Source organism: Pseudomonas sp. Z5-35, assembly GCF_051131945.1.
Lineage (GTDB): Bacteria > Pseudomonadota > Gammaproteobacteria > Pseudomonadales > Pseudomonadaceae > Aquipseudomonas > Aquipseudomonas marvdashtae.
In genome coordinates this window covers 1,072,253-1,097,869 of sequence record NZ_CP071640.1, presented here as the reverse complement: position 1 = coordinate 1,097,869, position 25,617 = coordinate 1,072,253, and the positions used below count along the sequence as shown (strand labels likewise).

Annotated in this window: 23 protein-coding genes; 9 read left to right on the top strand and 14 right to left on the bottom strand. The window is 60.6% G+C overall.

The window, feature by feature from the left end; genetic code table 11:
- Positions 1-15: 15 nt before the first annotated feature.
- Positions 16-915 (bottom strand): DMT family transporter, encoded by a 900-nt coding sequence (locus J3P95_RS05200; protein ID WP_434578415.1) that lies wholly within the window; start codon positions 913-915, stop codon positions 16-18.
- A gap of 139 nt (positions 916-1,054) precedes the next feature.
- Between J3P95_RS05200 and J3P95_RS05195 the strand changes: the two genes are divergently transcribed.
- The 4 genes from J3P95_RS05195 to fecA all read left to right on the top strand — a co-directional run bounded on the left by J3P95_RS05195 (position 1,055) and on the right by fecA (position 5,951).
- Positions 1,055-1,930, top strand: a complete 876-nt coding sequence (locus J3P95_RS05195; protein WP_434578418.1) for a helix-turn-helix domain-containing protein — start codon at positions 1,055-1,057, stop codon at positions 1,928-1,930.
- A 127-nt stretch (positions 1,931-2,057) separates the two neighbouring features.
- A complete protein-coding gene (locus J3P95_RS05190; RefSeq protein ID WP_434578420.1) occupies positions 2,058-2,546 on the top strand; it encodes a sigma-70 family RNA polymerase sigma factor in 489 nt (162 codons plus the stop codon).
- A gap of 8 nt (positions 2,547-2,554) precedes the next feature.
- Positions 2,555-3,502, top strand: a complete 948-nt coding sequence (locus tag J3P95_RS05185; RefSeq protein WP_434578422.1) for a FecR domain-containing protein — start codon at positions 2,555-2,557, stop codon at positions 3,500-3,502.
- A gap of 109 nt (positions 3,503-3,611) precedes the next feature.
- Positions 3,612-5,951 carry a TonB-dependent Fe(3+) dicitrate receptor FecA gene (gene fecA / locus J3P95_RS05180; protein ID WP_434578424.1) on the top strand — a complete coding sequence of 780 codons (2,340 nt, stop codon included), beginning with the start codon at positions 3,612-3,614 and terminating at the stop codon, positions 5,949-5,951.
- 83 nt (positions 5,952-6,034) lie between these two features.
- Here the strand turns inward: fecA and J3P95_RS05175 are convergent, their stop codons facing one another.
- A complete protein-coding gene (locus J3P95_RS05175) occupies positions 6,035-6,445 on the bottom strand; it encodes an HPF/RaiA family ribosome-associated protein (RefSeq protein ID WP_305496719.1) in 411 nt (136 codons plus the stop codon).
- Between the two features lie 507 nt (positions 6,446-6,952).
- On the opposite strand from J3P95_RS05175, the gene J3P95_RS05170 reads away from it, so the two are divergent.
- Positions 6,953-7,270, top strand: coding sequence for a DUF3509 domain-containing protein (locus J3P95_RS05170; protein ID WP_434578426.1), 318 nt, complete (start codon positions 6,953-6,955; stop codon positions 7,268-7,270).
- Here the strand turns inward: J3P95_RS05170 and J3P95_RS05165 are convergent.
- Positions 7,267-7,767 carry a phosphate-starvation-inducible protein PsiE gene (locus tag J3P95_RS05165; protein ID WP_186611035.1) on the bottom strand — a complete coding sequence of 167 codons (501 nt, stop codon included), beginning with the start codon at positions 7,765-7,767 and terminating at the stop codon, positions 7,267-7,269. The two genes, J3P95_RS05170 and J3P95_RS05165, sit on opposite strands and share 4 nt — an antisense overlap.
- A 294-nt stretch (positions 7,768-8,061) precedes the next feature.
- Between J3P95_RS05165 and J3P95_RS05160 the strand changes: the two genes are divergently transcribed.
- Positions 8,062-8,322 (top strand): YebG family protein, encoded by a 261-nt coding sequence (locus tag J3P95_RS05160; RefSeq protein ID WP_434578428.1) that lies wholly within the window; start codon positions 8,062-8,064, stop codon positions 8,320-8,322.
- A 69-nt stretch (positions 8,323-8,391) separates the two neighbouring features.
- Here J3P95_RS05160 and J3P95_RS05155 read toward each other — a convergent pair whose 3' ends face one another.
- A complete protein-coding gene (locus J3P95_RS05155; RefSeq protein WP_434561243.1) occupies positions 8,392-9,411 on the bottom strand; it encodes a Glu/Leu/Phe/Val dehydrogenase dimerization domain-containing protein in 1,020 nt (339 codons plus the stop codon).
- Positions 9,412-9,597: 186 nt separating this feature from the next.
- On the opposite strand from J3P95_RS05155, the gene J3P95_RS05150 reads away from it, so the two are divergent.
- On the top strand, positions 9,598-10,401 hold the full coding sequence (locus J3P95_RS05150; RefSeq protein ID WP_434561241.1) for a SirB1 family protein: 804 nt from the start codon (positions 9,598-9,600) through the stop codon (positions 10,399-10,401).
- Between the two features lie 24 nt (positions 10,402-10,425).
- On the opposite strand, the gene maiA is transcribed toward J3P95_RS05150, so the two are convergent.
- The 3 genes from maiA to hmgA are packed head-to-tail and all read right to left on the bottom strand — an operon-like array spanning position 10,426 to position 13,683.
- Positions 10,426-11,061, bottom strand: a complete 636-nt coding sequence (gene maiA / locus J3P95_RS05145; protein WP_434561239.1) for a maleylacetoacetate isomerase — start codon at positions 11,059-11,061, stop codon at positions 10,426-10,428.
- A gap of 9 nt (positions 11,062-11,070) precedes the next feature.
- The gene (gene fahA / locus J3P95_RS05140; RefSeq protein ID WP_434561237.1) at positions 11,071-12,375 is read right to left on the bottom strand and encodes a fumarylacetoacetase; all 1,305 of its coding nucleotides are present in this window, start codon (positions 12,373-12,375) and stop codon (positions 11,071-11,073) included.
- Positions 12,376-12,378: 3 nt separating this feature from the next.
- Positions 12,379-13,683, bottom strand: coding sequence for a homogentisate 1,2-dioxygenase (hmgA, locus tag J3P95_RS05135; RefSeq protein WP_434561235.1), 1,305 nt, complete (start codon positions 13,681-13,683; stop codon positions 12,379-12,381).
- Positions 13,684-13,833: 150 nt separating this feature from the next.
- On the opposite strand from hmgA, the gene J3P95_RS05130 reads away from it, so the two are divergent.
- The gene (locus J3P95_RS05130) at positions 13,834-14,655 is read left to right on the top strand and encodes an IclR family transcriptional regulator (protein WP_434578431.1); all 822 of its coding nucleotides are present in this window, start codon (positions 13,834-13,836) and stop codon (positions 14,653-14,655) included.
- A 100-nt stretch (positions 14,656-14,755) separates the two neighbouring features.
- On the opposite strand, the gene J3P95_RS05125 is transcribed toward J3P95_RS05130, so the two are convergent.
- The 3 genes from J3P95_RS05125 to J3P95_RS05115 form a co-directional block, all read right to left on the bottom strand.
- Entirely contained in the window at positions 14,756-17,311 is a 2,556-nt protein-coding gene (locus J3P95_RS05125; protein ID WP_434578432.1) for a LuxR C-terminal-related transcriptional regulator, read from the bottom strand.
- A gap of 203 nt (positions 17,312-17,514) precedes the next feature.
- Positions 17,515-18,882: a DUF1329 domain-containing protein gene (locus J3P95_RS05120; protein ID WP_434561229.1), complete on the bottom strand. Its 1,368-nt coding sequence runs from the start codon at positions 18,880-18,882 to the stop codon at positions 17,515-17,517.
- A 22-nt stretch (positions 18,883-18,904) separates the two neighbouring features.
- Positions 18,905-20,698 (bottom strand): DUF1302 domain-containing protein, encoded by a 1,794-nt coding sequence (locus tag J3P95_RS05115; protein WP_434578433.1) that lies wholly within the window; start codon positions 20,696-20,698, stop codon positions 18,905-18,907.
- 648 nt (positions 20,699-21,346) lie between these two features.
- Between J3P95_RS05115 and J3P95_RS05110 the strand changes: the two genes are divergently transcribed.
- Positions 21,347-22,111, top strand: coding sequence for an N-acetylmuramoyl-L-alanine amidase (locus J3P95_RS05110; protein ID WP_434581294.1), 765 nt, complete (start codon positions 21,347-21,349; stop codon positions 22,109-22,111).
- A gap of 40 nt (positions 22,112-22,151) precedes the next feature.
- Here the strand turns inward: J3P95_RS05110 and J3P95_RS05105 are convergent, their stop codons facing one another.
- From J3P95_RS05105 to J3P95_RS05090, 4 genes are all read right to left on the bottom strand, one after another.
- Complete coding sequence (locus J3P95_RS05105; protein WP_434561225.1) at positions 22,152-23,063, bottom strand: SDR family oxidoreductase; 912 nt, start codon at positions 23,061-23,063, stop codon at positions 22,152-22,154.
- Positions 23,064-23,188: 125 nt separating this feature from the next.
- Positions 23,189-24,091, bottom strand: coding sequence for an alpha/beta fold hydrolase (locus J3P95_RS05100; protein ID WP_434578434.1), 903 nt, complete (start codon positions 24,089-24,091; stop codon positions 23,189-23,191).
- Entirely contained in the window at positions 24,091-24,873 is a 783-nt protein-coding gene (locus tag J3P95_RS05095) for a class II aldolase/adducin family protein (RefSeq protein ID WP_434578435.1), read from the bottom strand. Before J3P95_RS05095 ends, J3P95_RS05100 begins: the two co-directional genes overlap by 1 nt.
- A 164-nt stretch (positions 24,874-25,037) precedes the next feature.
- Positions 25,038-25,493, bottom strand: a complete 456-nt coding sequence (locus J3P95_RS05090) for a flavodoxin (RefSeq protein ID WP_434561219.1) — start codon at positions 25,491-25,493, stop codon at positions 25,038-25,040.
- Between the last annotated feature and the right edge of the window lie 124 nt (positions 25,494-25,617).

Here is a 25,617-nt window from a genome sequence, read left to right as displayed (position 1 = left end):
GTCAGACGTAATGGCTCAGCGAGCTAGCGAGACTTGCGCGGCCACGGGTCGCGGCTTGCGGAACACCAGCACGTTGCCCAGCATCACCAGCACCAGCCCGACCAACGCTGGCGCCGTCCATTGATAACCCTCGGCAAACGCCGAGACGTTCAATGCCACCACCGGGAACAGCACCGTGCAATACGCCGCCCGCTCTGGGCCCATGCGCCCTACCAGCGTCAGGTAGGCGGTAAAGCCGATGACCGAACCTGGAATGACCAAATACAACAGCGAGCCCACGTAACGCGTGTTCCATTCCATGTCGAACGGGATGCCGTGAAACAGACACCACACGGACAGCATCGCGGCCCCGTAGGCCATGCCCCAAGCGTTGGTCGTCAGCGGCTTCAGGCCGGCTTTCTGTTGCAGGCTCGACAGCATGTTGCCCGCCGAGAAACACAACGTTCCCAAGAGCGCCAATGCCAATCCGAGCAACGTTTGCGGGCTTGCGCTGTGACCGGCCAGCTCCGGCCAGAACAATAGCGCCAGCCCGAACAGCCCCAGCGCACCGCCCAGCAACACGTTACGGGCAATCCGCTGACTGAAGAAAACCCGCGCATTCAGGGCGTTCCAAAGGGTGGCCGTGGAGAACACCACGGCAATCAGCCCGCTGGGAATCCACTGACTGGCGGTCAGGAAACACATGAAGTTGATGCAGAACAGGCACAAGCCCTGGGCGACGCAAATCAGATGGCCGCGCCGGTTCATCACCTGCAAGCGCCGGCTGAGCAAAAGCATCACGAACAGAATCAGCGCCGCGAGGCCAAAGCGATAAACGATCGACACCGGGATGGCGACCACGCCCAATTGCAATTTCAGCGCAATCCACGTGGTGCCCCAGATGATCACGGTAAGCAGGTACAGCGAGAGGTTCATGACGGCGACTCCTGGCAATGGTTCCCAGTGTCACGCCGTCATTGACCTGGCGCTTGCGTAAACTTGCGGTTTTGTCGGCTGGCAGGCTGGCACGGATCGGCCGACGGAGTAGGATGCAAGGCGTTGGAGAGAACCGATCATGTCCACACTGCAAACCTTGCAAGTCTTTCAAGCCCTCAACAGCTCGCCCAACGCTCGCCTTGAGCACAGCGCCGAGCTCGGGGACGGCTTGGCGGCCGCTTTGTGGAGCAATCACCATGACGCCCGTGACTACGAGGCGCCAACCCACCATACGCTGTCGTGCTACATCGCTGGCGGCACCGGCACGTTTCGCCGCGAACGACCCGACGCCACCGGGGCACCAGACAAGCTCTGCGTGCTGCCGGCCGGGCATGAGTCGGCCTGGGTCATCAATGGTGACATTCGCCTCGCCCACCTGTATTTCAGCCCCGAACAGTTCGCCCTCGGTTGCGTCACGTTGCTGGATCGTGAACCTCGGCAAGTGCAATTGCATGAGGCAACGTTTCTCGACGACCCGCAACAGGCCCAGCGCTTTCGCCAGTTGATCGCGCTGAACTGGAACGAACCCGCCGAACGCCTGCTCTGCACCAGCCTGGCCCATGACCTGCTCAGTCATTTGCTGCTGAGTCAGGTCGGCCTGCGCCAGGGGCTTCGCCTCAAGGGCGGCCTGGCTGCCCATCAACGGCGTATGCTGGTGGACTACATCGACAGTCACCTGGCCGAGGGCATCAGCCTTGGGCAACTGGCGGCGCTTTGCGCCTTGTCCGAATACCATTTCGCCCGAATGTTCCGCGAGAGCTTCGGGCTGCCTCCCCACCAGTATGTGCTGGCACGACGCTTGTCACAGGCGCGACACTTGCTGCGCAGCACTTCACAAGCGCTGGGCGATGTTGCGCTGGCCTGCGGGTTCGCCAGCGCCAGTCATTTCGCCAACCGTTTTCGCCAAGTCGTGGGCGCCACGCCCGGGGAATATCGACAGGCGTTTCTGTGCTAGTCGCCGTCGCGCCCCGGTCCAACAAATAAGCAGACACGCATCCCGATTGCCGTAGCCCCCGCCGCACCCCTACAATGCGAACAATTCTTGTTCTCTAGCGCAGCCGATCGCTGTCGGAGTGTTCCTGTTGCCGTCCGCCCCTACCGTCGAAGTGCTTTATATCGCCCATCACAACTGGCTCAACGGCTGGTTGCGACGCCGCCTCGGCTGCCCCGAAAGCGCCGCCGACCTGGCGCAAGACACGTTCATACGGGTACTGGCGGCACGCGATCCCCAGCCAATTCTCGAACCGCGGGCCTTTCTTACCACCATCGCCAAGCGTGTGTTGTTCAACCATTACCGCCGTCAGGACCTGGAGCGCGCCTACGTTGACGCGCTTGCCCAACTGCCCGAACAGGTGGCGCCTTCGGAAGAGGACCGCGCGATCATCCTGCAAACGCTGCTGGAGCTGGATCAACTGCTCGATGGCCTGCCGCGTGCGGTCAAAAAGGCGTTCCTGCTGGCGCAGATCGATGGCCTGACCTACAACGAAATCGCCCTTGAACTGGGTATTTCCCTGGCGACGGTCAAGCGCCACCTGAACAAGGCAGCGATACGCTGCTACTTCGCCCTGTGAACCCGCCGATGCCAAGCGCGCCGAACGTCAGCGCGCAAGTCGCCGAGCAGGCGGTGCACTGGCTGCTGGAAATGCAGCAAGGGCCGCTCGATACGCGCCAGCAGCAAGCCTGGGAACAGTGGCTCAATGCACATAGCGAACATCGCCGCGCCTGGGAGCACATCCAGCGGGTCAACCAGCGGCTGCGCAATGTGTCCGCTCCGTTAGCCCATGCGACGCTCAACACCCCCAGGGCTGCAACGCGGCGTCGGGCGCTCAAGATGCTGTTGCTGCTGGGTGCCGGCTCGGCGGTGACCTGGGGCCTGCGTGAACGCCAATTGTTACCGCCATTGCTCGCCGATTTCCGCAGCCCTGTGGGCGAGCGGCGGCGCCTGGGACTGGATGACGGCAGCCAGTTGCAGCTCAACAGCGGCAGCGCGGTCGATATTCGCTTCGACGCTCAACGCCGCCTGATCCGCCTGCTGGAAGGGGAACTGTTGTTGACCGCAGCCCAGGACCCGCGCCCCCTGCAAGTGCTGACCGCCCATGGCCTGCTGGAAAGCCACGACGCCCGCTTCAATGTACGCGAGTATGCAGACCACACTCAGGTAGCGGTGTTTGCCGGCCAGGTGGACATTCGCAGCGGGCACGGCCCGGCTTTTCTGCTGACGGCTTCACGACAAGCGTCCCTTGGCATCAACGGCACCGGGCCCGCCACCGCGCTGGACGCCAACAGTGGTGCCTGGACGGAGGGCATGTTGGTCGCCGCGCACATGCGCCTGGCGGATTTCCTTGATGAACTGGGCCGCTACCGACGCGGCCAACTGCACTGCGACGAGGCGGTGGCCAACCTTCTGGTCTCCGGGACTTATCCGCTGGACAACAGCGAACGAATCCTCGATCTGCTGGAAATCAGCCTGCCGGTAAAAGTGCGGCGCTTCACTCGCTATTGGGTCACGGTCGAAGCTCGCGCTTGAGTCATCGCCACCCACCGAAAAAAAATGCTGCTCCAGTGAGCCGTTTTCCACACCTCGGGTGACAGAGAAGGAAAGCCACTTCGATATAACCTTCTCGGGACTCCCATCCATGCCGCAGCAACCCACCCGTCTAACCCCGCTCGCTCGCGTCGCGCGTCAACTGCTCCTGGGGGCCAGCTTGAGTTTCGTCGCACTGCCCGCCGTGCTGGCTGCAGAGGCCAAGGCCTATCACATCGCGCCGTCGTCGCTGGAAAACGCTCTCAATCAGTTCGGCCGCGAAGCCGGCGTGTTGATCTCCTTCGGCTCGCAACTGACCGGAGGCCTGCAGAGTCGCGGCCTGGAAGGCAGCTACAGCCCCGAGCAAGGGCTGAGCGCGCTGCTTGAAGGCACAGGCCTGCAAGCCCGGCCCGAGGGGGACAATGCTTTCAGCCTGCAGCCGGTCAGCAGCACCGCGTTGGACATCGGCACCACGACCGTGGTCGGCGACTGGCTCGGCGACGCCGCGCAGACTAATGTGTTCGAGCACCCGGGCGCCCGTGACGTCATCCGCCGCGAAGAATTCGAGCGCCAGGGCGCGACGCAGGCGCGGGACGTGCTCAATCGCATTCCCGGCGTCAACGCACCGGAAAACAACGGCACCGGCAGCCATGACATGGCGCTGAACTTTGGCATTCGCGGCCTCAATCCGCGCCTGGCCTCGCGCTCCACGGTGCTGATGGACGGCATCCCGGTGCCCTTCGCCCCATATGGCCAACCACAGCTGTCGTTCGCCCCAGTCAGCATGGGCAACGTGGACGCGGTAGACGTCGTGCGCGGTGGTGGCGCGGTGCGCTACGGCCCGCAAAACGTCGGCGGCGTGGTGAACTTCGTGACCCGGGCGATTCCCGATGCGCCGACGGTCAAGGGCGGCGTGCAGACCGAGACGAGCCCGTCATCCAGCCACGACGGCTTCAAGACGACTTCCAATCTGCTGGCCGGTGGCACCGCCGACAACGGCTTGGGCGGTGCGCTGCTGTATTCCGGCACCCGCGGCGGCGACTGGCGCGAACACAGCGACACGCAAATCGACGACCTGATCCTCAAGGGCAACTATCAACTGGACGAAGCCAACAGTTTCAGCGCCATGGCCCAGTATTACGAAGGCGAGGCCGATATGCCCGGCGGCCTGAATGTCGCCGACTACGACGCCGACCCATACCAGTCCACTCGTCAGAAGGACCGATTCTGGGGCCGTCGTACCCTGGTCAATTTCGGCTACCGCTACCAGCAGGACCGGCGAGAATTTACCGCCAATACATTCTTCACCAAAACCTTGCGCAGCGGCTATCTGGACCAGGGCACGTTCCTGTCCCTGTCACCCCGCGAATATTGGGTACGCGGCCTGGAAACCCGTTTCGCCCAAGGCTTCGACCTCGGCCCGACCAGCCACGAGGTCGGCGTCGGCTATCGCTATATCAACGAAGCCGGCCATGAACTGCGTTATCGCACACCCATCGCCAGCAACGAGTTGCCGACCACCTCCAGCCGCAACGACCGCGATACCCGTGGCGGAACCGAAGCCAATGCATTTTTCATCGATGACCGGATCGATATCGGCAAATGGACGATCACGCCCGGTATTCGCTACGAAATGATCGAGTCGCAGCAAACCAACAACTTGACCAACGTGAAATACAAGGGCGACTACAACACCGCCCTGCCGGCGCTGAACGTCCTGTATCACCTGACCGATCAATGGAACCTGTACGCCAACACCGAAGGTTCATTCGGCAGCGTGCAGTACAGCCAGATGCCCAACCGCGTCAGCAGCGGCGAAGTGAAGCCGGAGAAGGCCCGCACCTGGGAACTCGGCACTCGCTATGACAATGGCAACCTGCGGGCGGAAATCGGCGCTTTCCTGATCAACTTCGACAACCAGTACGAAAGCAACCAGACCAATGACTCGGTGATCGCCCGGGGCGAGACTCGCCACCAAGGCATCGAAACCAGCATCAACTATGCTCTCGACGGCCTGAGCCCGGCGCTGGCCGGCTTTGATGTGTACGCCACTTATGCGTACGTCGACGCCACCATCCGCGAAGACGGACCGAACAAGGGCAACCGCGTGCCATTTTCCTCCACGCACAAAGGTACGCTGGGCGTGGGCTACACGGACGGGCCATGGCAGCTGAACCTGGACAGCACCTACCAGAGCGCGCAGTTTGCCGACAATGCCAATACCCGCGCTGAAAGCGCCGATGGCAGCACCGGCAATATTCCTGGCTACATGCTGTTCAGCAGCCGCGCCGCCTATGACTTCGGCCCGCAACTGTCGGACCTGAACGTAGCGGTGGGCGTGAAGAACATCTTCAATACCCAGTACTTCACCCGCTCGTTCGACGACAACAACCGGGGCAAGTACGTAGGGGAACCGCGCACGTTGTATGTGCAGACGTCCGTGGCGTTCTGATTCGGGCCACGGTGAATAGCTGAAACAAGACGGGCCTGCGATTGCAGGCCCGTCTGTTTGGTGGGTCATTTCAGTGATCGGGTTTAGCCGTTAAGCGCAGCCCGTTCGTTCTCGAGGAATTCTTCTTCCAGCATGGCATCAGCCAGTGCAATCGACTCGGTCTGGCCGTTGGTGGCGGCGCGCTTGCCGCGCAGTTTGCCAAACAAGTGTTCCAGCGCATGTTCCAGCTTCTCGGCTGCGCCGTCGAGCGCCAGCTCCAGGGTATCCGCCTTGTGCGTCACGGATATTGGTTGATGGCCCTTTGGCCGAGCCTCAATTTGGCAACGCAAGTCATGGGGACCAGGCTTGTCACCGTTCTCATCCCCCAAATGAACCTCGACCCGTGTCAGGTCTTCTTCGTAACGTTCGAGCGTGCTTTCAATGGTAGTACGTACCCACTCCTCCAGTCGGATGCTGCCTTGAATATGGTTATCGCTGTTGACTTGGATTTGCATAGTTCATCCCTTATTTCAGCTAGCTCGCCGGGAGCCGTCGACGTTGATGCAACGGCTCCTTGAATACAGAGTCGGGCTGGCGGAAGAACAATTCAACCCCCGAAAAAAGATAAATATTCATTTGCAAATAAAGCCGGACAACGAGCAATAGCACTGTTAATGTCGGGAGTTGTCTCGCCCCGCTTGTTCATTCCAATCCGCCTGCGTGCCCTGCACCGTCAGCGAACATCGGCCCGCCAGTGCCCCGAAACGGGCCGCCGCCATAACCGCATTCCAGAGCATTGCGCGTCCAGGCGCCGTGATCATTGTCCGACAGTTTTTCCGGCATGCCCCTTGCTACTTCCCTTGCAGGAGGCGCCGCGGGCTGCGATCTGTTGGTCAGCCGCCTGCCCGCCTCGGGAAGCTGGCGATGGATACGATCATGGAATGGCCGATGGTCCGGTGTTGCGAACTAATCCTGATCATGGCCGGTCAACAACTGCACGTTCAATCAGGCGGTGACGCATCATGGACAACCCTTTTCAGATCATTACGGACGCCTTCGCGCCGCAATACCAGATCAACCTGAGCATCCAGGGCCTGGACGGCAGCATCATGCTGACCTTGTCCAAGGCCGGGCGCGTCGTTGCCAAGCGCATGATCAGCGCGCAACAACGCAACGACCCGGAACGGCTCAAGCGCCTGGTGCAGAGCATTCAATTCGGCATTGCCATCGAGCAGGGCCACAGCGCCGTGGCCATCCTCGAAGCCATGACCGGCGGCGACACCATCAAGGTGCCGCCGCTGCAGGTCCAAGGCCAGGCCTGCAGCGCCGCCGGTCTCTAGATTTCGCCCTTTTCCACTTCAGCATGCTCGCTCGAACCCGCGCCGACCTTGCGGTGCGGATGTTCGATCTTCACTGAGGGAAACTGCGAGGACGCATAGCGCACTACCAGGATCGCGAATGCCAGCAGCAGGATGCCACCACACAAGTAGATAATTCCCAGGTCCGGCGGGCTGTGGTGGGAAACATTGGAAATCAGCAGGCGCGTCAGCGCGGTGATTGCCACGTAGATCAGGAACCGCACCGGCATGTGGTTGGTCTTGAAGTAAATCCCGACCATTGCCCCCAACTCCAGATAGATGAACAACAGGAGGATGTCGTCGATCTTGATGTGCCCCTCCTCGATCATCTGCAGGAACTCCATCACCGCCGCCCACGCGGTCACCGCACCAATGGCGAACAGCGCCAGGTAGTGGAAGGTCTCGACGAACAGGTTGCCCAGGGATTCGGCCAGCTGGTGTACGTTCTGGCGCAGGTTCTCGGCCCAGTTGATTTTCACGATGTAGTTTTCCTTAGGTCGGCTCGACCGGATGATGCGGGTTAGACGTGACGGTTGTTCTGCATGCAGAAAAAAGGCCAGCGACCGGAATGAGATGGCACGGGGCTGGCATTCGACACGTGGGCGACATCGAACGGCCTCGTCGCGGACACGTTTGTCCTAGGCGACAAACCTAGAAACCGGTCTACATTAAAAAGCCACTATCCAAAGCATCAGGATTCGCTTATTCTTTTGCCTGTATATAAATACAGTAGTCGCATAGACAAACCAATGTGAAGGCATGTGAGGTGGTGAATGGCCGTCGAAGTGGTATACCGCAGCAGCCGAGATCTGGAGCGCTTGTTCATGGATAAAGCCGAAGCTGACCGTCATGACAAAATGCTGGAACTCGCCGAATTGCTGGCCGAGGTGTTGCAAAAAGCCGTGCCTTCGCTGAGCGAGAAACAAGTGGAAGAAGCCGGGATCTACATGGCGAAGAATCGCGATGTGTTTGCCAAGGCCTTCAAGAGCCAGCCAGACGCGTTATCCGAACTGCTCAATCCGTCGGACGATTGAGCAAAAAGACCGCAGCATGTGACAGCTGATACACGAGGTGTATCAGCTGTCACATGCTGCGGTCTTTTTTTATCGGTACAACAAACGCTCCGCCAACTCATCGGCTACCCGGGCTGGTGAGCGCTTCTCCGCCTGGGCATGGGCGAAGACTTCAGTGAGCCGGGCACCGATCTTCGACAAGTGCGCGGTGATGGTTGGAAGTTCCTCGCCATGATGTTTCAGGGCGACGTAGATCAGCCCGCCCGAGTTGATCACGTAATCCGGCGCATAGAGTATCCCGCGTCTTTCCAACTGATCGGCTACTTGCAGATTGCTCAATTGGTTGTGGGCCGAGCCTGCAACCGCCGAGCAGCGCAGTTGCGCCACGCTCTGGCTGTTGAGCACTGCGCCGAGGCCGCAGGGAGCCAGGATGTCGCAGGGAGTACTGAGCAGCGCGTCGTTGGCGATCGGATGGGCACCCAGTTGCTCCATCGCCAATTGCACCTTGCCAGGGTCGATATCGCTGACCAGCAGTTCGGCGCCCGCCGCATGCAGCTGTTCGGCCAGCGCATAACCGACATTGCCCAAGCCCTGGATGGCCACCCGCAGGCTTTCCAGGTTATCGCTGCCCAGGCGAGCCATGGCCGTGGCGCGAATCCCGGCGAACACGCCCATTGCCGCATGGGGCGCCGGGTCTCCCGCAGCGGTGGTGCTGGTGACATGGCGGGTTTGCTGGGCGATGCAGTCCATGTCCGCTACCGATGTGCCGCTGTCGATGGCAGTGATGTAGCGGCCGTCCAGTTGCTCAACGCAGCGACCGAAGGCTTCGAACAGCGCCGCCCGGCTCTCGACGTGCGCCGGACGCATGATGACTGCCACGCCACCGCCCACTGGCAGGCCGGCCAGGGCGGCCTTATAACTCATGCCTTGGGCCAAGCGCACGGCGTCGGCCACGGCGGCTTCATCGTCGGGGTAGGAAAGATAACGACAACCACCCAGGGCAGGCCCAGGACGGCTGCAATGAATGGCAATCACCGCCTTCAACCCGGTCGCCGGGTCCACGCTCAAGTGCAGCGATTCAAGGCGGGAGCTTTGCATGAGAGCGAACATCGACAGGCTCCCGAATCACTTTTTGTCTGTCTCGCCAGTATAGGCGTGCGGCCGAAAATTGCTGGAGCACGCCGGAATAAGCCTGGGCGGTAGTCAGCTTTTTAGGCATAACCTGTTACTGCGTATTTGCGAGACTGGACGAAAGCCCATGGCAGCGCTAAAACGAGACATAGTCCGGAGACTGTGATGAAGCCGCGCCAAGCCTTTTTTGAATGTCTGCACCGCTCGCCACCGGCGCTCTTCGAAGCCGCGCTGTGGATCGCCGCCGAACATGATCCTGAGGCGGACGTACCGGCGTTGCTCAAGGATTTCAAGGATCTGCAGCAGTTGGTCAGCCACGGCCTGCCGATGTTACCCGTCAGCGAACTGGGCCAACCTTTGCTTCGACGCCTTAATGACCTGGGTTTCGCCCAGGACGACTTCACACCGCTACGCCCTCGCGCGGCGTTGCTGGACAAAGTCCTGGCCCGTAGACGAGGCCAACCCCTGGCCCTTGGCCTGATTGCGCTGGAGCTGGCCCGAGGGCTGGAAATCCCGATGGCCGGCGTCAATTTCCCCGGTCATTTTCTGCTGCGCGTACCCGGCGCCGATCACCTGCTCGACCCGTGCGGTGGCCGTCGGTTGTACCCCAATGACTGCCGGGAGCTACTGCAACGCCAATATGGCTCGAACGTGCCGCTCAAGGCCGAGCACCTGGTCAACGCCGAGCCGATGCAAATGCTGCAACGGCTGTCGCGCAACCTGCGGCAATTGCACCTGGCGAACGATGATTACATTGCGGCGCTGATCGACGCCGAACGGGTATTGGAAATGGGCAACGCCAATGCCGCCGATTATCTGGCCCGCGCCAGCCTTTACCAGCGGCTGGACTGCCCCAACGCCGAACGCTTCGATCTTGAGCACGCCTTGATGCTCAGCGACGATCCGATCCAGCGGATCCGCTTGACCGAGCGACTGGGGCATCTGCCGCCGAACTCCATCGTGCATTGAGCTCCATGCCGCCGACAGACCATTCTAAGGCGTGTCAGACTGATTCGCCGGATGCGCCTGCTGGAACGCAACATGCCCAGCCGCCAGCGCCGCAACCCGACGGATCCGCGGGTACGCTTGCAGCGAAACATTGAACCGCTCGGCGGCGTACAGCTGCGGGATCAGGTAAACATCTGCCACCCCTGGCGCGGCGCCGAAACAATAGCCTTCGTTGCCAATCAACTGCTCCACCGCTGCCAGCCCTTGGCCGATCCAGTGCCCGATCCACTCCGTCACCTGCGTTTCATCGTGGCCCCACTGTCGCAGCTTGTTGAGCACGCTGACGTTATGCAAGGGATGAATGTCGCAACCGATCAGCGCGGCGACGCCACGTTCGTGAGCACGAATCGCGAGGTCACCGCTGAGTAGCGGCATCTGGGGGTAACGCTCCTCCAGGTATTCGATGATGGCCGGTGATTGCACCAGCAACGCCCCCTCCTCGGTGCGCAACGCCGGCACCCGCCCCTGGGGGTTGATTCCCAGGTAGGCCGGCTGGCGATGCTCGCCCCCCGGCGGGGCGATCAGGTTGACCGGCAGGGCCTGGTAATCCAGGCCCTTGAGTGCCAAGGCAATACGCACCCGGTAGGACGAGGTGGAACGGTAGTAGGTGTAGAGTTCCATGCCCCGTCCTCAACGCGCCGGCAGAATCTTGCCGCGGCACTCGCCAAAGCCTATGGACGCGCCCGCCTCGCCTTTGCAACGGGCGCGCAGGATGATCTCGTCGCCATCTTCCAGGAACTTGCGGACCTCGCCGGACGCCAATTGGATCGCTTTTTTGCCACCCTCGGTGATTTCCAACAAGCTGCCGAACTGACCGCTCTCAGGCCCCGACAACGTGCCCGAGCCAAACAAGTCGCCAGACTGCAATTGGCAGCCGTTGACGCTGTGGTGCGCAACCATCTGCGCCACGGTCCAATACATGTATTGGGTATTGCTCAGCGTCAATCGATGGGCCGGCAGGTTCTGCTCACGCATGGCTTCGGTCAGCAGCAGCACTTCCAGTTCGATGTCGAATGCACCGCCAGCCTGGTCGCGCTTGTCCAGCAGATACGGCAACGGTTGCGGATCGCCCTCGGGACGCGCCGGTTGAGGGCGTCGGAACGGTTCAAGGGCCTCGGCCGTCACTACCCATGGCGAGACGCTGGTCAGGAAGCTCTTCGACAGGAACGGCCCCAGCGGTTGGTATTCCCAGGCTTGGATATCCCGGGCCGACCAGTCATTGAGCAGGCAAAAACCGGCTATGTGTTCGGCGGCGTCGCCAACAGCAATGGGCTCGCCCAGTGCATTGCCTTTTCCGATCCAGATACCCAGCTCCAGCTCATAGTCCAGGCGCGCACAGGGGCCGAACGTCGGCTCGGTCTGACCGGCCGGCAAGGTTTGGCCGTTCGGTCGGCGCACGTCGGTGCCAGACGGACGAACCGTCGAGGCACGACCGTGATAGCCAATAGGGACGTATTTGTAGTTCGGAAGCAGCGGATTGTCAGGTCGGAACAATTTACCGACATTTTGCGCGTGCTCGATACCGACGTAGAAATCAGTGTAATCGTTGATCTTTGCCGGCAGATGCATCTGGCAATCGGCTGCCGGAGGCAGCAACGTTTCGCCCTCGGCCTGAATCTTCTCCCGCAGGGGGCTGTCTTCGCGCAGCAGTTCCAGGAGTCGTTCACGCAAGGCGACCCGGGCGGTGCGACCCAAATCGAAGAACGCGTTCAACTGGCCGTTCTGCATCGCCGCGACGGCTTTGCCTGCGGCGCCATCGAACAAGCCGGCTTGCAGCGCCGCCTGTAAATCGAAAATCCGCTCGCCAATGGCCACACCGCTGCGTGGAGCTCCGCCAGCAATACTGAAAATGCCCAGCGGCAGGTTCTGCAGGGGGAAGTCGGTATGGCCGTTGGCGGATTCGACCCAGCTACGGGTGAAGGAAACTTGGGACATGGGTTATCTCCGGGTCGGATCAAAACTGACCGGCAGCGAGGCCCAGCAGGCGTCGTAGTCAGTTTGCAATTGCGGGCAGTCCAAGGCGAAACGGCTCGGACGCAGCACTTGGCTGGTCTCGAACATGAAGGCCATGGTGTTGTCGATTTTTGCCGGCTTGAGCTCGGCATTGATCGCCTTGGTGCAGGTTTCGCCATCAGGACCATGAGCACTCATGCAACTGTGCAACGACGCGCCTCCCGGCAGGAAACCTTCGGCCTTGGCGTCATAGGCGCCCTGGATCAGTCCCATGAACTCGTTCATCAGGTTGCGATGGAACCAAGGCGGACGGAAGGTGTTTTCCGCCACCATCCAGCGGGGTGGGAAGATCACGAAGTCGAGATTCGCCAGGCCGTGAACACTGGTAGGCGATGTCAACACAGTGAAAATCGACGGGTCCGGGTGGTCGAAACTGACCGTGCCGATGGTGTTGAAACGGCGCAGGTCGTACTTGTAGGGGACGTTGCTGCCGTGCCAGGCCACAACGTCGAATGGCGAATGATCCAGCTCGCAGGCCCATAACTCCCCCAAGAACTTCTGCACAAGCGTGGTCGGTTGTGTGAGGTTTTCGTAATGGGCGACCGGCGTCAGGAAGTCGCGTGGATTGGCCAAGCCATTGCTTCCGATAGGCCCTAGGTCCGGCAGCCGCAATGGCGCACCGTGGTTCTCGGCGATATAGCCGCGGGCTTGCGAGTCGAGCAATTCGACGCGAATTTTCAAGCCCCGAGGCAAGACGGCGATTTCCAGCGGCGCCACTTCCAGCACGCCCAATTCGGTGGTGATCCTAAGCCGCCCCAATTGCGGGACGATCAGCCATTCGCCATCGGCATTGAAGAACACCCGCTCCATGGAACGGTTGGCCCGGTAATGATAAATGCTGATGCCAGCCGGTTTGTCAGCGTCAGCATTGGCCGCCATGCGCACCAGCCCATCGATGAAATCGGTGGGCTCGGAAGGGATCTCCAACGGGTTCCAGCGCAGGCGATTAGGCGTGACGTCACCCAGCGGACCACCCGCCAATTGCGCGCCAAGCTTGGCAAACGCTGGATGATGAGCCGATGGCCGGATGCGGTACATCCAGGTCCGGCGCGCTTCGCTGCGGGCCATGGTAAAGGCAGTGCCGGAAAACAGTTCGGCATACAGGCCATACGGAGCTTTTTGCGGGGAGTTCTGGCCGACAGGCAATGCGCCGGGCAGCGCTTCGCTGGCGAACTCATTACCAAAGCCGGACAGATAAGCCAGTTCCGACGCGGTGGAATCGAGGTTCATGGAGCCTCCTGGGATGCGGCCCGTCATTCAACGAAAGCTTGAGGCGCACCGGGTTATTTTTATCGTAATCAAATTACGCATAACGTAATTTGCTCGGCAGCGACCGTCAAGCTATAAAGACGCCCATTCGCCTCTCCGGACCTGCCTTCCATGGAAAACCCGCCCAGCAACGGTAAACAGAAAGTCCGCTCCGCCGAGGTCGGCACCGACATCCTTAAAGCGTTGGCCGAGCTGTCTCCCTCAACGTCGCTATCGCGCTTGGCCGAACATGTGCAAATGCCGGCCAGCAAGGTCCACCGCTATTTGCAAGCGTTGATCGCCAGCGGATTTGCCGAACAAAACACAGCCACCAATCACTACGGCCTGGGCCGCGAGGCATTGCGGGTGGGCCTGGCGGCGTTGAATGGAATGGACGTATTGCAAGTGGCCGCCCTGCCCTTGGCCGAACTGCGCGACGACTTGAACGAAACCTGTTTCCTGGCGGTATGGGGTAATCACGGCGCAACGGTGGTGCGAATCGAACCCGCCGTGCGAGCCGTGACCGTGGTGACGCAACTGGGCTCGGTGCTGCCGTTGCTCAGCTCTTCCACGGGGCTGGTTTTCGCGGCTTATCTGCCAGAACGGGAAACCATCGAGCTGCGTGTGGATGAAGTAAAAAGTACCAGCGGCCATGCACTGGCCGATGACCAGGTCTATGCGCTCTTGTGCGAGCAGATTCGCAGCCGTGGCCTGCATCATGTGCATGGCTTGCTGATGCCCGGTGTAGATGCCTTGTCCGCCCCGGTATTCAACGCCGTCGGCCAGGTGACGGCGGTGATGACCATCGTCGGTCCGACTTCGCTGTTCCACGCCGACGAAAACGGCCCGGCGGCGCAGCGTCTGTTGGCAGCGACCCGGGCCGTGAGTTGGCGGATGGGGTATGAGGCAACGCCCGGATCAGTCCAGGAAGTCCGGGACGATACGTATCACTAGATCATTCAGATGATGGATACCCCACCGCGGATGCAGACCGCGGTCTTCCCTACTGAAGGCAGCCGTATAAATACCAAAGGGCCTCAGCGACCGCTTGTATTCAATTCATGACCCCCATGAGTTTTGCCTTCGCTACCGCTTGAGTACGCCGTTGTACACCCAACTTGCTGTGGATTCGACGCGAGTGTGTTTTTACAGTGTGCAACGAGATGAATAGTTGCTCGGCGATCTGCTGATTCGAATACCCCTGCGCGATCAGCTCAAGCACTTCCAGCTCGCGCTGACTGAGCACGGTTTCTTCAGCCATGGTTATGGGGGGCGCGACTTGCTCTGGGGATTGGATCGCGCCGCGCACCAGGTCAGGTTGGCGCAGACACAGTTCGCGCAGCGCTTGTTGCGCCCGCCAGCAGGCGACACGTTCGGTCCCTTCTTGCAGGAGAGCCCGCGCCTGGGGATGGTCAGCGGACAACCAGACCACTTGCGCCAACACCAGATGCAGTTCGGTTTCCAGGGCATGCATCTCGCAGCGTTGCGCCTGGGCAATCATTTCCCTGAGGCGAGCTTGTGGATCCTGTGCCCGACGCAGGTAGACCTCGGTCAACACCAACAAGTATTCAAGACGCGGAATCAGTTCCAGGGTTGCAGGTGGCGCCTGCTTGGCCTGCGGCCCGCTAAAATGCCGCAACACACGGGTCAAGACTTCATGGGCCAGTTCCGGTCGACCCTGCTGCAACCAGAATTGACAGCTGGTTTGCAGCAATACGCCTCGATATACCGTATCGGGAATATGCCGTTGTTGCATGATCCGCTCGGCGTCACGTAGTTGCATGAACGCCTCGCCGTAGTCACCCTGGTTGGCTGCCAGGCAGGCCTTGCCGAGAAAGCCATAGAGCACCTGTTTGTCATGATTGCGCAGGCCCGCTTCGAGGCCCGCCTGGAAATGCTCGGCGGCCTGCTCGTCAAAGCCCATGCGTAACGCCAAGCGCCCTCGTCGCAAGGCAATCCGCCCCAGCAGCGCGGAAAAATCCTGCCCCGGCTTATCGAGCAATGCCTGGACGGCGTCCAGTAAATGGTCGGCCCGGTGGGGGGCGCCGCGCTGCTCGAGAATCTGGGCGTGATCCAACTCCAGCAGCCCTTCAAACACCAGTGAACCTTGCGCGCGGGCCACGCATAACGCTTGGCGGTTGATCCATTGCGCAGACGTCAAGTCACCTGCCAGCAGCGCCTGTTGCGTCTGTCCGATCAGGCACAGCACTTTCAGGGCCCAGGCCTGCGGATCCAAGTCGATCTGGGCCTGGAGGAAATGTTCACGTGCCTGCCCGCCATCGCCGCGCAGGTGCAACAACCAACCGCGCAAGACCTGCCATCGGGCGATCAGTTGGCGCTGCTGGCAAGCCAAGGGTTGCGGCATGAAGCGGGCCAGCTGTTCGATGCAAGCCTGCGCCTGGTCGAAGCGTCCGGCAAACAGCAAGGCGGTGGTGACCAATCCCACCGACTGCGGCGTCCCGAGTGACAGCGCGTCACCCTGCTGGTCATGCAAGGCCAGCAATAGCTGGGCGTTACTGCCCTGTAGCACATGTTCAAAGTTCAGATGCTGCAAAGAACTGACGGCGGCCTCGAACTCACCGGCCTGCATGGCCTGCGCGAACGCCATTGGCCAGTCCTGCTCGGCGGCGAACCACTGGCAGGCCCGTCGATGCCAGGAACGGCCCTGCGGCCAGGGCTCGTCCCGCACCAGCCGGGCCAGGGGCGGAAAAATTTGCAGCCAGTCCGAGGATTGCTCCCAAGGCTCGATAAAACACCCAAGGTCCAGCAGCAACGGCAGGCATTCGACGCCCACCGTGTCGCCGAACAAATGCGCGCAGAGACGGGCGTTGAAGCGCGGCAGATGCGCCAGCACGCGCCAGGCTTGAGCCAGCTCTGGAGTCAACGTGCCAAACAGTTCGTATTCGAGGTAGTCGAGCAATGTGCCGGCCCGACCCGGCGCAGCGTGCCGACGCGCCCATTCACAGCGCTCGAGCAATGTGATGCGTACCCCGGCACACCAGCCACCGCTGCGCTGTATCACTTCACGAGCCGTACGCGCCGCCAACGGCTCGGGCAAGTGACTGAGCAACTGCTGGACATCAATATCGGTGAACACCAGGGTCTTGGCATCGAACTCGTACAATTCGTCATCGAGCAGCAAGCGCGGCCAATTGCAGTGAGGACGACGGCGGCCGTTCAACCACAGGTGCACCATCGGACTGCTGGCGTTCAACAAACGGTCGAGCAGCTGGTCGAGTTCCGGATTGGGCACCCGGCAATAGTCATCCAGAAACAGCCAGGTAGGCGTCTGCAAACGCGCCAGATGGGCCACCAGACTCGATTCATCCGTGACCGGTAATCCGAGGGCCTGGGCGAGGCATTCACACAGTTGCGCCGCATCCATCGCGGCACCCGCCAACGGCAGCCAATGCAACCGGCACTGCGCTGGTGCCTGCAGGAAACATTCGGCGAACAAGGCGCTCTTGCCACTGCCAGCCGGTGCGCAAAGCAGCTTTACGCGGGCCTCGCAAGCCAGCAAAGGTTCGCTCAACGACTTGCGCGGCACATGCGTCGAAGACAGCCGCGGCAGCAGCCCGGGACGGTCCGGACACGGGGTCATGGCGGTCATTGTGCAAGGTCCCTTTTATTGTTGTTCCTTCACCCTAGCCTGTGTCGACCACCTTAGGAGAAATATTCAGCGCGCTGATTGGCGCCCATAAAAAAATGACCGGCAGCCTGGCTACCGGTCATCGGTTTTCTGATTATCCCTGGCGGCGCTTGGGGCCGCCGCGCGGCCCAGCAGGAGCAAGCTCCCTCGCCACAGGGGACGCCTTAGCGCACGCCACTCGAACGCAACGCCGCCGGGGTGTAGTCGGCTGCCCGTGCCTCGAAACCGTACTCGTAGGCGTGTTTCTCTTCGTTCTTCATGCCCAGCGCGATGTAGCGACCGGCAATGATGTCGTAGAGCGCCTCGAGCGTGTAGCCCGGGTTCTGGTGGTCATAGTAGAACTGGGCATGACCTTCCGCCACGCGCCATAACTGGCCGCGACCGTCATAGTGGTCCACCAGCGCCGCTTGCCAGCTGTCTTCGTCGAAGTACATGTGGCGCTTGGCATAGATGTGCCGTTCGCCGGACTTGACCGTACCTACTACTTCCCAGACCCGATGCAATTCGTAGCGGGTCAAGTCCTGGTTGATGTGGCCGGCCTTGATCACGTCATCGTACTTGAGGCTCGGGGAATCGAGTTTGTAGCTGTTGTACGGGATGTACATCTCCTTCTTGCCGACCAGTTTCCAATCGTAGCGATCCGGCGCGCCGGAAAACAGGTCGAAGTTGTCGGAAGTGCGCAAGCCGTCCGCAGCGGTGCCCGGGCCGTCGTATGCCACTTGTGGGGCGCGACGCACGCGGCGCTGGCCGGCGTTGTAAATCCACGCCAGGCGCGGTTCCTTCACCTGGTCGAGGGTTTCATGCACCAGCAACACGTTACCGGCCAGTCGCGCCGGGGCCGTTACCGACTGTTTGAAATAGGTCAGCACGTTGCTGGCCTTTTCCGGATCGGCGTCCTTGATCAGGAACGGCACGGCGATTTCTTCTTCGAAGCGGATCGGCGTGAAGCCACCGTTGGTTTGCGGCGTGGCCTGGGTGATGATGCGCCGCACGTTGCCGCCGTGATAACGGGTGACGTGGTTCCAGAGCACTTCCACCCCGCTCTTGGGAATCGGGAACGCGTAGTAACGGTTGCCAGTGAAATTGGCCAAGCCGTTGCCTTCGTTGATGGCGTTCACATTGAGCGCACTGCGCTTGGCCGACTCGTAGATTTGCGGCGGCAGGCCAACGCTGCGATGGGTCGGGTAGACCGGAATTTTGTAGGTCTCCGGATAGCGCTTGAACATCGCGACCTGGCCTTCGGACAGCTTGTCCTTGTATTTGTCCACGGTCGCGGCAGTGATGGTGAACAGCGGCTTTTCATTGGCGAACGGGTCAGCCAGGAAGCCTTTGCCGTCCACGGCACCGGCGTTTTTCGGGATACCGCCGGTCCAGGCCGGAATCGAGCCATCGGCGTTGCCGGCCTTTTCGGCGCCCAGCGGCGTGAGGCTGGTGCCCAGTTTGTTCGCTTCCTCCGGCGAAACCGCCGCCATCACATTCGCTGCCAGCAGGCTCAGGGCCAGGGCACCGCACTGCAGGATCATCTTGCGCATTGGGTTTTCCTTGTCAGCCAGATCAGAAGTTCACGCCGAAGCTCAGCGCGAGGAAGTCGCGGTCTTCGAGAACGTTGTAATCGCCGCCGAAGAAATCGGTGTAGCTCAGGCTGGCGGTGTAGGTGTTGCGGTAATCGGCATCGACACCCAAGCTGACCGCCTTGGCGCCTTCGTTGAACAAGCCGTTGGGGCCATAGCCGGCCACGTCATGGGACCAGGACACGTTGGGCTTGAAGTTCACCCCACCGATGACGTTGGAATAATCGAGAATCGCCCGGGCGCGGTAGCCCCAAGAGGTCGAGGTGACGAAACCATCAGTGTCGCCGTTGAAACCATACTGGCCGTAGACCGAATCGCGGCCATAACGCAGTTGGTCTTTCGATTCGAGTCCACCGACATGCACGACTGCCGCCTCGCCCACTACGGTCAGGCGATCGGCGCCCAGTACCTGGTCGAAGAAGTGGGTCAGGGTGCTCTGGACCTGAGTGACTTCCTTGCGGCGGTAGCCGGTGTTATCGGCACCCGGCGAAGTGGCGATGGGTGACGCGGCGCCACCGGCAATCGGATTCACCAATGCGAGGGTCAGGTCGTTGGTGCTGATCTGCACCGGTGCGTTGGGGCGATAGCTGATTTCGCCGGTCCATGCGGTACCGGTGGGCAGCGTGGTGGAGAAACTGGCGCCGTACAGGCGGATGTCTTCAGGGTATTCAAGGTAATACCCACCGCGCCCCAGCATCACGCTTTGCGCCAGGCCGGCGCCGCTGCCAGGGGCGATGGCGTTTGCAGTCGCGACCATCCGTGGCAACGCAGCCAGCGTAGAGAGCCCCGCCGTAGTGGTGCCAACGGTCGGCGTGCGGCTGTGATAATTCATGAAGTACAGGCCGTACTCGGTGTCATCGCCGAGCCAGCGCAACGCCGTGCCCCACTGGCCGGAGTCCCGCGCATCGCGGTCACCGCCACGGGGAATGACCACGCCTTCGCTGGTCACTTGGATGCCCTGGCCGAATGCGGTGGTCAACGGCACGAACGGTGCAATCGCCGGGCTGCCTACGGTATAGCCATCGGTGCAACCATCGGCGACCACGTCGTTACCGAAGAAGGTGCCGCAGTTGTCCACAACCGTCTGGTCCCACTCCAGTTGATAGAAGCCTTCAACGGTAAGCTTGTCGGTCAAGCCCTGGGAGGCGAACAGCATGTTCACCGGAATCAGGCCTTCCTTGATCTCCGCCCCCGGGCGACGGAACGCGGACACGTCCACCGGATTGATGCTGTTGATGGAGTTGCCGATGAAAGTACTCTCACCCCAACTGACCACCTGCCTGCCGGCGCGCACCGTGCCTGGCAAGTCGGCAATGGAGTAGTTGTGATAGACGAAGGCATCGAGAATCTGTGCCCCTGACGACTTGGCGCCCTCCTTGCGATTGCTGTCGCTGATGTCCTTGAACTCGCGGTTTTCATCCTTGAGTTCGAAGTCATACCAATACTTGCCCCGCACGAACACGCCAGTGTCGCCGTACTTGAGTTCCAGGTCATGCAGGCCCTTGAAGATTTTCGAAAAGGTCTCGCCCTTCTTGAAGTTCAACCGCCCATCGTCACCGGTAGAGGACTGGCCCCGACCGCCGTTGACCGTGCCGACAAGGTCACTGTCGGCATCGCGCATGCCCCAGCTCGCGCCAACCGACAGCGAAGAGTCGAACTGACCCTCGATTTCGCCAATATTGAAAGAAACGGCCTGCGCCTGGGCAGAGCAACCCAAGGCCACCGCGACGGCCAGCGCCTGCGGCTTGAAGATGGCGCGCATTGTTATTGTTGTCATGCGTCTTCCCCGGTGAGTGACAGAGGCTTCACCCTACTGCCGCACGCCATGGGCGATAAGCGCACCAAGGAGGTATTCGCGCTGTACCTAAAAAGGATGACAGCCCATGCAGGACTGGCGTCTGCGCGGCGCATGAACGGAACGGATGATGGGTTATCAGCGCCGCGCATAACTGTCGGAGTGCTTGCAACTGTTGCGCGCACTGCAACAGTGCATGTCCGGATCCGGGCTGTTTCCCGAGACACCTGATCCTTATGCTGGCCGGGCTTGCAGGACAACGGGCCTGCAAGTGCCAAGTCGTCATGGCGTCCCTTGCGCCCGGCGCACCGTCATTCGGGTGGATTGCGCATCAATCCATCAGCCCCGTGTTCACTGACGTTGATTTGTAGCTCCTTTACAACGTCACGCTTAGGCCGCTGCTTTTTGCAGCGGCTTTTTTTATGGGCGGGTTATTTAACGCAGGGGAACTCTTCTTTCCTACACGGTTGTCGGAAACGTCCACCGCGCCAGCCACAGCGAAACTTATGGCCTGTTGTATCTTCCTACAACAAAGCCAGAAGCCAACTACGCATGCTTTTAAAACTCACTGTTACGCTGAAATCGTTCGCAGCATTTCGCTTCGATTTAATTACAGCGAGTCGTTTAAAAATGCAGATAAACAACCAAAGCTATCGTTCAAAAAAAGGTTATAACAGCCGCGTTCGTTTTTTGGTCTTCCATTACACCGCCGGCAACTTTGCATCGTCCATCAATGCATTAACCGGCCCTTCCGTCAGTGCCCATTACCTCATCCCGGACTTTGCCGATCCGACTTACCTGAAGGCCTGCTTCAAAGAACCACACATCTTCAACCTGGTGGACGAGAACCAGCGAGCCTGGCATGCCGGCGTGAGCAGTTGGGGTAATCGCAACAATCTGAACGACACTTCGATCGGCGTGGAGATTGTGAACCTGGCCACCGATAACCAAGGTCAATTTACTTTTCCGCCCTACAAGGCCCAGCAAATAGAGGCGATCGAATACCTGGCGGCAGACATTCTCAAGCGATATCCGGACATCAGCCCGGTCAATGTGGTGGGCCATTCCGATATCGCCGCCGGGCGAAAGAGTGATCCTGGCCCGATGTTTCCGTGGCACGTACTGTACCTCAAGGGTATCGGCGCGTGGTTCGATGACGCGACTCAGAAGTCTTTTGAGCAGGCGTACCTGGCCAACGGAATCCCCCTGCGGGAACAATTGCTCGGCCTATTCAAGAGGTATGGCTATGACACTTCGGCTGCCACGACAAGTGCCGGCTTCGAGCGTTTGGTAAGGGCTTTTCAGTTGCACTTTCGCCCGGCCAGGTATGACGGTGTGATGGACATCGAGACGGCCGCGAACCTGGCAGCCCTGGTGAAAAAGTACTTTCCGTGAGCCGATTGCTGCTGGCAGCAACCGGCCTGGGCAATAAGACTTAAATGGCGTGGCGTTGCAGGTTCGCCATCATCTCTTTCAAGGCTTCCAGATTGTCGTTCGGGTGTACCGCATCCTGGAAATCGCAGATCTGCTGCCAATGGGCGGCGACGTCTTCAGGGGAAAAACCTTCGCGCGGATCGAACCCCGCGCCCAGGCTGCGCTCCCAGCGCACCTTGCCCATCCAGCCGCCGCCCACTTCGAACAGCCCGGAGGTTTCCTGGCAGGCCTCACTGGCTAGATACACGACCAGCGGACTGACAAGTTCAGGCTTGAGTTGCTCGAACACCTGCGGCGGGATCAAGCCTTCGGTCATGCGCGTGCCGCCCGTTGGCGCGATGGCGTTGACGAGAATGTTGTTCTTGCGGCCCTCGATGGCCAGGGTACGAGTCAGGCCATAAAGGCCAAGCTTGGCCATGCCGTAGTTGGACTGCCCGAAGTTGCCGTAGATGCCGGAGGTGGAGGCGGTGAAAATCACTCGTCCGTAGTTCTGCTCGCGCAGATGTGGCCAGGCGGCACGGGTGACTTTATAGGCCCCCTCGACATGAACGCGGTAAACCAGGTCCCAGTCGGCATCGTCCATCTTGTGGAACGTCTTGTCCCGCAGGATCCCGGCGTTGTTGACGACCACATCAACCCGACCGAACGCATCCAGCGCGTTCTGCACAAGCTTGTCACCGTCGGTGACAGAGTCGTGGTTGGCCTCGGCGATGCCGCCGGCCTCGCGGATTTCTGAAACCACGCGATCGGCTGCCGAAGCGTTGGCGCCCTCCCCTTGAGCCGAGCCGCCCAGGTCGTTGACCAGTACTTTTGCGCCATGCCTTGCGAACAACAGCGCATGGGCACGCCCCAGGCCACCACCGGCTCCCGTAACGATTACGACTTTATCCTCGAAGCGCACAGACTCATTCATGGAAGAACTCCAGCAGGCCAGTAAGACGATGAACAGGAGTGTCCGGTACAAACCCGCCGGTCACAATCAACTCGGCTGAGAGTGAATAGCGCGCAATAAGGTGAGGGGATGATGCAGGCGATACGTCACGAGCAAGCCATTTGCCTGCAAGTCGCGGCAATGACTTCGCGAAACGCCAGGTAATGCTTGAGGACCTGTACCGGTGCCTCGGTGTGCGGATAGTGACCAATGTCGGGCAGTAGCACCGTGTCGGCATTCGGGATAAGGGCGCGGTAACGCGCGACCATATGCGCACCGGAAATCGGGTCGAACGCGCCATCGATGACCCGCATGGGCACACCACCCCTCTGCATCGCATGGACCCAGCGATCACGCTGCACGCGACGCTCCGGAACATACGTGATGAGTCTGTGCATGATCCGCGGACCGCGATGAGTTTCGACCAGGCTCCAGTAATCATCCAGCTCGCTTTCGGAGGGGCCGGTCCTGGGACCGAAGATCTGCCGGAAGCTTTTAACCAGGCCGTCCCGTGAAAACGCCCGGCCAATCAGCCAACCCAAAGGGCTGAGCAACAGTCTTTGCATCAGCACGGGACGATGGGTTTCCGGGAACAGGCCACCGTTGAGAAACACACAACTGGCGACATCGATGCGCGCCTCGCCATGCCGGGCGATCAACTCTTGGGCCACGCTGTCGCCATAATCATGGGCCAGCACGTGGACCCCTTGCGTCACCTTCAGGTGCGCGAGCAAGGCCTGCTGCAAATCCGCCTGTTCCAGCAGGCTGTAGACGTGATCTGCCGGTTTGGCGGAATCACCAAAACCGAGCATGTCGCAGGCAATCACCTGGTAACGCTGTGCCAGTGGCTGCCACAGGTAATGCCAATCCCAACTGGCGGTGGGAAAGCCGTGAATCAGCAATAGCGGCTCGCCGTGCCCCGCCGTCCAGTAGCGGATCGCGTGGCCGCGAAACATGAACGTCTGGCCGCGCTGACGCCAGATACGCAGGGGAATCTGGACCATGGGCATCAGCTTTTATAACCCGTGTCTTGCTGATCGAGCTTACGCAGCAGCGCCGGCCAGGCCAGCGCGCCGCCCATTCCCTGCGCGCTTTTGGTCACCCCGGCGACCATCGCTCGAGCCCCGGCCAGCACCTGTGGCTCGATGGCGATCAACTCGGCACCACCCGTCTGGGCCAGCACCTGGATATCGCAGGCTCGCTGAAAAATGAACATCATCAGAAAGGTATCGGCGATGGTGCCGCCGCAGGTCAGCAGGCCATGGTTATGCAGCATGAGGAAGTTCTTGTCGCCCAGGTCCGCTTGCAAACGAACCTTTTCTCCAGGATCAAGGGCAACCCCTTCATAGGGGTGATACGCCAGGCTCGACAGCACGAACAGCGACTGTTGGCTGATCGGCAGCACCCCTTGCTTCTGTGCCGAGACCGCGACGCCGGCTGCGGTGTGGGTATGCAGCACGCACACCACATCGTGCCGCACCTCGTGCACCGCACTGTGGATGGTAAAACCGGCAGGGTTGATTTCGTAGGGACTGTCCATCAGCTTGTTGCCGGCCTGATCGATCTTGACCAGGCTCGACGCGGTGATTTCATCGAACATCAAGCCGTACGGGTTGATCAGGAACTCTTCAGTGCCAGGAACCTTGGCGGAGATATGGGTGAAGATCAGATCGTCCCAGCCATGCATCGCGACCAGCCGATAACACGCGGCCAGATCGACCCGTGTTTGCCACTCCGCCGCACTGACCTGATCCTTGATACCGGGTGTCGATTGAATGGGGGTTACGCTCACGGCTATGACCTCTGGCTTCTTTTTATGGAAAAGATATCGACGATTTTCGCGAACAAGAAAACCAGTCTAGTCAGCCCCGGCCAGGTCGGTAGTTGCGTTGGCAGCCAGCTTACTGGCCGAGCGAGTCAGCCCGAGCCTGTTTCACATGCGCAGGCTATGTCCTTTCAACCGCGCAACGCATCGACCAGCTCGCCCAGCCAGGGCTCGGCATCGGTCTCAGGTGTCACGCTTTCGCTGGCATCGAGGCGCAACATTGGCAGCACTTCGCGTATCCCCAACTCGGCGAACAACTCGCGCATCTGCTCGCCACCACCGCAGAACGTATCGCCATAACTGGCATCCCCCAGGCCGATGACGGCGCCGGGCAGAGCGCGAAACGACGCGGGCAATTGGTCGCGAATCGTCGAGTACAGTGGCATCAGGTTGTCAGGCAGTTCACCCATGCCCGTCGTCGATGTCACCGCCACCATGGCTTGCGGTTCGAACGCCTGAATATCCGCCAGTGTCGCCCGAGGATTGTGGAATGTTTCGAAACCGGCATCACCCAGCATTTTGGCAGCATGCCGGGCAACTTCTTCGGCCGTGCCGTATACGGAGCCGGAAAGGATGGCGACTTTCATCAATGTGATCCTGGAACTCAATTCAAAGAGTGCGAATAGTAACAGGGCTGTGCGCTTAAGCTGAGATTGACTCTCGACAATCAATGCTGGCAATTGGACACTCTGCGAGATTCTTCTAGAATGC